Source organism: Capnocytophaga sp. CM59 (assembly GCF_000293175.1).
Taxonomy (GTDB): domain Bacteria; phylum Bacteroidota; class Bacteroidia; order Flavobacteriales; family Flavobacteriaceae; genus Capnocytophaga; species Capnocytophaga granulosa.
On the sequence record NZ_ALNN01000033.1, the window covers coordinates 1 to 9279 of the forward strand.

The 9279-nt window shown below is 44.3% G+C and carries 1 protein-coding gene; it reads left to right on the plus strand.

What is annotated here, in order from left to right; genetic code table 11:
• Positions 1 to 720: 720 nt before the first annotated feature.
• The coding region (locus HMPREF1154_RS08300; RefSeq protein ID WP_009642145.1) for an Ig-like domain-containing protein at positions 721 to 9279 on the plus strand (8559 nt) is incomplete at its 3' end.

Consider the following 9279-nt stretch of genomic DNA (forward strand, 5'->3'; position numbering starts at 1 on the left):
ATAGAAAGAATATTTTCCAATTAGATAAACAAATTAGGCTATTTCAACGCCCTTAAAGACACATACTCCGCTCTCGCGGACTTTCCCTTTGGAGGGGGGTGGGGGGGAGGTTTTTACAAATAATTGATTATTAGTTGTTTATAATTACAATAATAGCCTAAAAATAACTTGCGAAACTTAAGTAACATATATTCCAATTTTTCACACTCTTAGCCCCCTTCCTTCGGAGGGGGGTAGGGGGGAGGAATTGAGGGGAGAATTATTGAGTTTAATCAGTGTAAATTCTTAGTATAAGTCTGATTATCTGTCTTTTATAACATATATTCCAATTTTTCACACTCTTAGCCCCCCTCAGTTCCTCCCCCAGCCCCTCCGAAGGAGGGGGGAATTAGCACATTTATGCAGTATAAATTCTTAGTATAAGTCTTAATATATAAGTCTGAATATCTGTCTTTTATAATGTATTATTCCGATTTCACACTCTTAGCCCCCTTCCTTCGGAGGGGGGTAGGGGGGGAGGATTTGAGGTAGGCAGGATATAAGAAAGAAATAATTCTGACAATCAATAAGTTATAGTCTTTACAAAACCTGAATTAATAATTTAAAATTAATAATTAACAATTAACACTCTTTTCTGTTGAAAAAAAATTATTGTGTTTTAAAATAAATCAAAAAAATATAGTACTTTTGCGCGACAAATTTTTAAAGTACTTTTATCATATGAATGATGTGAAAAAGCTAAAAACATTTTTGTTTAATGTATTGGTTTGTAGTCTCTTAGTTTCTTTCGGGCAACTCAGGGCTCAAGTGGCAGTCAATGACCCCGTCGCGGAAGATCAGGTACAGTTTGCCAACAATACCAATTTTGAAATCGGTACTCTCACCATTAAGGTAAAGCTCCCGCCAGGAAAAACAGATGCTGAGGTAACCGTTACGCTGCCTACAGGGATTCAGTATGTGGTAGGCTCAGAGACGCTAGGGGCTAATGCGACAAGTGTGACTTACCAAACGAGTAGTCCTCTGGGTAAGCCTGTCTTTACTATGGTAGGGACTCCTAATAAGGAGGTCATCTTTACCATTAAGCGTAAAATTACCAAAGCAGCAACAACTGCTCTAGGTGGAGCGAATCTTGTCGATAAGGTAAAGGCTGTTGTAATAGGAGATGGAGAGGATGAAAAGGATACAGACCCCTATAGAGTGACTCCTCCGGAGGTAACGGTACAAGGAGTTACACAGGTATCCAATGCTCCTATAGGGGAGAATACCACTACCTTTGGCATTCGTAATACTGGGGTGGGGGCTACTCGTACCATTTTCTTTTCTGTGGATTATCCTACAGGGATTACCCATGTAAGTTTTACTCCACCCACTGGAGTTACTTTAGCACCAGCAGGCACCGTCCCTACAGGCTTTCTAAATGCAGGGAGACCCATGTATAGCCTTACCAAGCCTACAGGGTTTTTAGGTAACGAACTGGTAACCATTACCCAAAAGTATCAGATAGCACCCTCCTTATGTGGAGGGCAACCTAAGATAGGCTATGAGCCCTATTGGGGGCTTTCGGCTACCGATATATTTGGGAAAAATACCAAGGTAGGCCGTGATATAAAGGTGCGTACCTACGAACCCGTATTAGTACAGATATATGATAATAGTAAAGTATATTTTGAATATGGCACAGGGCTTTGTGCAGCCAATGGGGCTAAACTCGGTACATTCTACGGGGCTTTTAAGAATAGTAGCACCGATGCTGTTATTTATAACAATAAGCTCAAGCTAAGACAACAGCTTAAGTATTTCGAAGTGGCAAACTTCTATATCATCGCTACCGATGGCACAAAAATTCCTATTGCAGAAACCTCTAATGATAACGCGGCAAATTCAATTTTTGATTTTCCTACCAATGCGGCCTTACTTAGTTCCAATCCTGCTTTGACAGGCAAGGATATAGGTTTTACTGATGAAGATGGTGATGGTTATAGGGATGACCTAAAACCAGGTACTGAGATACGTTTCTGTTACGACTTAGTCTCCAAAGGACTCCCTTTTGCTTGTAATGATCTGTCTATAAATCCTGCTTACTATTTTGATGGTGAAGGGGCTTGTGGTGCGCTTTCTCAGAGAGGTTTTACCCAAAATACGTATGTACGGGCTATTAATCGTACTAATAAAAGTATCTTTCCGGCACAGCTACTCCTAAATACGCCAGAGAAGGGCTACTTAACTCCAGGAATAACAGCGATATCTGCTTCAGAACAGCTACAAGGACAAACAGGGAGGGCGAATGACCTTCGTTATCGCTATTATATGCAGCTACCTTCAGGGGTCGGGCTTAAGAATGTGGTATTCCACTATACTTCCAATGATGACTTTACCGATACAACGGCTCCTATCGTTAGTATAGGGAATATACCAGCGGGTGGCGTATTGGATTTTACTACTCCTAATACACCTCCATCGGGGGTAACTTCGGGGAAAGAACGCCTATGGGGGCATATCTCTTTTGAGATGGAACTGAGCAATTGTACAGGCATGGGTAGTTCTGCTACTATTCCTTATAAGATTTCGATGATGAGCCGCAATCAGGATGGCGCTACCTTCTGTGAGATCCCTATAGTGTGTGAGAATGCAAGTGTCAGTACCGGCTGTTCGGTGCCTTGTACGGTAAAAGGGCCTGAGATGCTCTCCACCAAGGTGGAACGAGGAGACAACTCTTATGGTTGGACGGATGATACCATGACCACTCCCGTGCAGCGTGCCAATGTATCGGCTGAGCAGCGCCGTAAGGTATTGCCTTTGGATACGGTAGAGTTCTTTGCCGAGGGAAAACAAACCGACCAAGCAGCGGCTGATAACCTTTTCTACTATGTAGCGGTAAAAAAGAATGCAGACTTGTTGCCTAAGTCTATCAAGGTAACTATAGGCTATCAGGAGACTACCCTACAAGCCTCTACTCCAGGGGTGGTAACACGCGCTAATGATACCAATGGTAACTATTACCGTTGGGACCTTACCAGTGCTCTTCCTGCGGGTACTCTAGCCGCTGGCCAAACTTTCTCAATAGTGGCCACCTATCAGGCAAGTAATACTACAGAAAGTCAAGATTTAGCAGAGCAGTCAGGGATTACCTCTTATTTTTATACCTTAGCGAATAAAGCCGATACAGCTATCAGCCCACAAGGATTCCATACCAATGCCTTGCGTTGTGGAGTAGCCCTTATTCCAGTATTTGATTTCGGTAGAACAGGTAAGTGGAATGGTATGAATGCTTTTAGTTTAAATGGTTGTACCCCGAATAATGTAGGAGGCTATTACATCCACTTAGGGCGCAATCAAGCAGCTGGTAGTTTGCTTTATGAGGAGTATCGCCCAGGGATTCTAATGAAGAAGATTGTACTTAAGATGCCCTTGGCATATAAGATAACCGCAAACCCTGAATATTACTATACCGCCAATGCTACCCAATCGAGAAATAATACTTCTTCTTCTGTTACTATCCCATTAAATAAATGGGTAGAAACCACCGAAGGTAATAGGCGGGTATATACCTATACGAATCCAACGAATCCAACTGATCCATACTTTTTACGACCAGGGATGATAGCTGCAAGAACTTATAACGAGTGGTTGAGAGTAACGGTGCAAGCCTCCTGTAAATCAAAAGAATTTGCAGGTACTGATTCGCAAATATTAGCCGCCGCAAGAGCTGCTGACGAAGTAGGCTATTACCAAATAGAGGCAGAGGATTTTTATTATCATTATGCTGGTGAACCAACTCGGCCATCTACCAATATAGCCAATAATAGTGTTTTTCTGTATAAAGCAAAACCACAATTGCTTATGGCAGCACAAGGGCAAGGCTCTACCATTAGGGCTAACAAGAACGAACAGAGTACTGTTATTGCCTTAGAGGCACGCAACAATGAGGCTCCCAATACGTGGATTTCTATTCCTGATGTTACAGGAGTGGAAGTGTTGGGCTTGGAAGAGGTCAATGATGCGGCAGGGACGACTGTAGTGCGTACGCTTACTCCAGAGACTAGTATCACAGGAGAGAAGATGTTCTTCTTAAACCAAACAGTACCTGTAGGGCTTGCCAGCCAGAAGTACTATCGCCTAAAGTATAAGTTAACCAACTGTAGCCAACCACAACTGAAGTTTAAAGTGTATGCAGGTTGGAACTGTGAGGGTAATCCTACAGAGGGGCATAGTGCTGCCTGTGATGATACTTTCTTAGAGTATACTGTCAATATAGCACAAAGTAAGAAAGACATAGAAGTGGGGGGGAACCCTACCAGCTTGACTATGTGTGCCAAAACACCTTTCTCCTATATTGTAAAAAGCACCAATGAGGGGGATATTTTTGGAGCAAACTTGGTGGTTACCCAGCAGCCTGGTATCGTTATCAGTGATGTACAAGTGGAATACCCCTTGAACTCTGGCAAGGTGTATAATACCTCCACCCCTGTGGATGGTAAAAAGATTGGGGTAACTACCGTGGGGGGTAAGACTACTTACCAACTTTTTGATATATTGCCAGGTGGCTCTCTGCCAGGTTCGGTAAGTACCAATGTAGAAAATGAGCAGAAGTTCAAAGTAACCTTTAACGTACAACCTGACTGTGATTTTGTTGCAGGCTCCTCTTTTGCTATTGACTTAGAAGGAAATAATCTCTGCGGAGCACCTGCTATAGGGCCTAAGATTGTAGAAAATGTTGCAGGTATAACAAATGCTACAGTGAATGACTATAATATGTTACTTTCCTCTGTAAACTATGTAAATGGCAATGCCAATGCTTGTGATAGTGGGGCTACTTATAAGGTACGCGTATCGGTCAATGTTACCTCTTCTAATCCTTTGTTTACAGTAGGTAATGATGCTCGTCTGCATATACGTTTCCCACAAAGCTATGATATTCAGAACAGTGATATCACAATAGATAGAAGTGCATTCCCCCAGGCAAACCCAAGTAGTAGTTGGGCTGACCCCTCTGTGGAATCAACAGGGGTAGTAGGAGGTGAAAATGAGATCATAATGAAAGTACCAGCAGGTATGAAGGATACCCATTACTTTTATGTAACGGTAAAAATCAAGCAAAAAGCCAATACAGCAGTAAGTTGTACAGATGAAAGATCCTTAAAGGTACTTACTACAGATAAGATCACAGGGATTCCTTGTGCTACCTTGAGTCCGCCTTTCTGTCCTGCTCTTATCGTATCTACTTCGCCAGAGAAAAAAGCAAAGATAGAGAATAAACGAGCCTCGCTTTCTTTGGCAGATGTAAAAGTAAGTTCCATAGTACAAGGTGACAAGGAGAAACTAACCGTTAAGTATAAAGTAACTAATGCGGCCACCGCAGAGGCTCTTTATAATGGTTCCTTGAAAGTGTCTCTTTACCATGATGTCAATGGCAATGGTTTGGTGGATTCAGGAGATACCCTCCTTAAGGATAATACTCAAAATGAGAATATTGCCATAGGAGCCACTTCTCCGGAGAGATCCTTTACTTATGTAGCTGATCAGTCAGAGGTATGTCGTTTGCTCTTGGCTATTAAGGATAACTATTGCCTTTGTGATAATGTGGTAAGTTTAGCTACACCACCCACGGAGCTAACAGGGCTTATTAGTGATGCAACTATTTGTGAGAGTGATAGTAAGGTGTTGACTTATGTAGCTGCTCCGGCACCAGTCTATCAGGCTTATACTTGGGAGGCGGTCTCCCCAGCCAACGCCTTGGATTACCTATCGGCAACCAATACAGCACTTCCTACCTTCCACTATACAGGAGCTAAGTTGACAACCACAACAGAGTTCAAATACAAACTTAAGGTAAAACGTACCAATGGCTGTGAGTCTGCCCAAGAGGTAAAACTCACTGTAAAACCAGCACCAAGTATCACCACCCAGCCTGTGGTGCCTACTACTCCTTATTGTACAGGTACTACCGCTACCCCTCTTTCCGTGGTGGCCGATGCCCATGGCGTAGCAGGTACTCTCTCTTATGAGTGGTACGAAAGTATTACCAATGCCTATAACGGTACTCAAAAAGGTAGTGGCCCAACCTTTACACCTCCAACCAATGCAGCTGGTACCAAGTACTACTATGTCAAGGTAAAGAACTCAGGTTGTGGAGAAACCTTGAGTAACATCATAATGGTAAAAACCAACGCTACTCCTGCCCAACCTATAGTAGCCCAAGCTCAGGCAGCGGGCTGTGGTACGGTAAGCACCGCTAAGGTGAGCAACCGCAGCAGCTATACTGCCGGAATTACCTTCAAGGTGACCAAAGGAGGAACCCTAGTGAGCGCTACAGTGGCTTCCAATGGTGCTATCAATGGGATCTCCGAGGCGGGTACTTATCTAATCAAAGCCGTGGAGGACGGTTGCGAATCAGCAGGTACGACCTTTACAATAGCTGATAAGAAGCCAGTGCCAGATAAGCCGACCCTTACCCTCACTGCGGAAAGCTGTACCAGCGCTACTGTGGCCAAGATCACTAACCATGCCGCGGGGAAAACCTATACCTTTATCAAGTCATCGGATAACAGTATTGTAACGGGTGCTTCAGTGGATGGTACAGGTAAGATTACCAGCCTTGCAATAGGTAAGTATAAGATAAAAGCCACTCAAGGAGGCTGTACCTCCGAGCTTTCCGATGAGTTCGAGATCAAGGCTCAGAAGGCTGTCCCTGCCAAACCGGACATTACCCTTACGGCAGAGACCTGCGCAAGCCCTACCATAGCTAAGATTACCAACTATGATCCAAACCAAACCTATTGGCTTAATGGCACCCAACTTACGGTAACTCTTACGGGAGAAATTCAGCATCTTGGGATAGGTAGCCATACCATTACCGCTAAGAATAGCAGTTGTGAGTCACCAGCTTCAGATAGCTTTACGATCAAAGCCAAGAAGGTAACGCCAGTCAAGCCAACGGTAGCCGAAGATACAGCTGCTACTTGTAGCGCGATCAGTACGGCTAAAGTGAGCAACTATAATGCTAATTTCACCTATACCATTGTCGAGTCAGCCAACACTAATAATACAGTAAGTACTGCTTCAGTAGTAGCAGGTGGTAAGATTACAGGGCTTCCAGTAGGTAAGTATAAGGTCAAAGCCACCAAAGACGGCTGTACTTCTGATCTTTCCGATGAGTTCGAGATCAAGGATAAGAAACTGACCCCAGCCAAGCCAATAGTAGCCGAAGATACGGCCGCTACTTGTACAGCTATCAGCATCGCAAAACTTACTAACTATGATGCCAACTTTACTTATACCTTCATCAAATCGTCTGATGGCAGTACGGTAAGTGGGGTAACCATGGCCTCTGATGGTAAGATTTCTGGCCTTGCAGTAGGAAAGTATAAAGTTAAAGCTACCAAAGACGGCTGTATTTCAGACCTTTCCGATGAGTTCGAGATCAAAGATATAAAACCAATACCAGCGGTACCAACCGTAAGCGAACATACCGCGGCTACTTGTGCTGCGATTAGCATCGCCAAGCTTAACTATACTACTGGGCTTGACTATATCTTCGTCAAATCGGACGATAGCACCGAAGTATCAGGTACTTCAGTGGATAACACAGGTAAGATTTCAGGGCTTTCTGTAGGTAAGTATAAGGTAAAAGCGAAGAAAGACGGTTGTGAATCAGCCCTTTCTGCTGAGTTTGAGATCAAGGATAAGCTCCCTACCCCTGCGGCTCCTACCATAGGGGAAAAGACCGCTGCTACTTGTACGGCAATAAGCGTAGCAAAAGTAGATAACTATTCCAGCTATTCAGCTACGGATGTCTTTGCCATATTAGATAGTAGCAATACAGTGGTAGCGACAGCTTTGGTAGCATCAGATGGAACAATCAATGGTCTTACCACAGCAGGTACTTATAAGATCACAGTTACCAATACTCAGGGTTGTACCTCAGCCGAGGCGACTATTACGATAGCAGATGTATTACCTGTGCCTGCTACGCCAACACCAACAGCTACTCAGTCGTTCTGTAATAGTGCAACGGTAGCGGATCTTGCACCACAAGGTATGGATATCAAGTGGTATGATGCAGCTACTGGAGGTTCGCTCTTGGCAAGTACTACAGCGCTTGTACATAATAATAAATACTATGCAGCTCGTACCTTGGGTAGTTGTGAAAGCCCTCGTGCAGAAGTAACGGTTAAGATTATATCTTTAGCTCAACCAACACTAACAGCAACGGCTGTAGCTCCTACTTGTACTGCTGAGGGGAAAGCTAAGATCACTAATTATGATCCGAATGCTACTTATACCTTTACCAAAGCGGATGGTACGGCCGTTACAGAGACCATTACCATAGCAGCAGACGGTATAGTAACAGGTCTTGTGGCAGGCTCTTACAAGGTAAAGGCTGCTAAAGACGGTTGTGAAGCGACTTCAGCTGATTTCCAAATAGCCGATAAGCTCCCAGCCCCTGCGGCTCCTACCATAGGAGAGAAGACCGCCGCTACTTGTACAGCTATCAGTGTAGCCAAGGTAACCGACTATGACAATGGCCTTACTTATACCATTAAGGACAGTGCCAATGCTACAGTGGGTAATGTAGAGAGTGATGGTACCATCAGCGGTCTTACTGCGGCAGGTTCTTATAAGATCACCGCTACCAATACCCAAGGTTGTACCTCAGCCGAGGCAACAATTACGATAAACCCAGTGCAGGCGGCACCAGCCAAGCCAGCAATTACGCTAACCCCTGCCAGCTGTACCAGCCCAACAGTGGCTAAGCTTACCAACCAGGCGTTAGGACTAACTTATTGGCACAATGGTACCCAGTTGACGGTTAATCCGATTACCCACGAGATTACAGGTCTTGCCCCTGGTACTTATACCATTACGGCTAAGAACAATAACAATTGTGAATCGGTACCTTCTGATAGCTTTGAGATCAAGGCGCAACAGACAGCCACCACCATTACCACTCATCCAGCAGGGGCTACTTACCAGAAAGGAGCCGAGGCAACACCGCTTGCAGTAGTGGCCACAGGCGAAGGTACCCTTAGGTATAAGTGGTATAACAATACGGATAATAACAACACCTCAGGCACTGAAGTAGGGGATAACAGCCCAAGTTATAAGCCTGCGACCGATAGAGTAGGTACGTTCTACTACTGGGTAGAGGTAACAAGCAATTGCGGTGCGAAAAAGAGTACCGTAGCTGAAATCAAGGTAGTAGAAGGTGCTCCTACCATAGAGGCCAATGACGACCCTGATACGACAGTACGCCGAGGCCAGGAAGTAGCCGTACTTGGC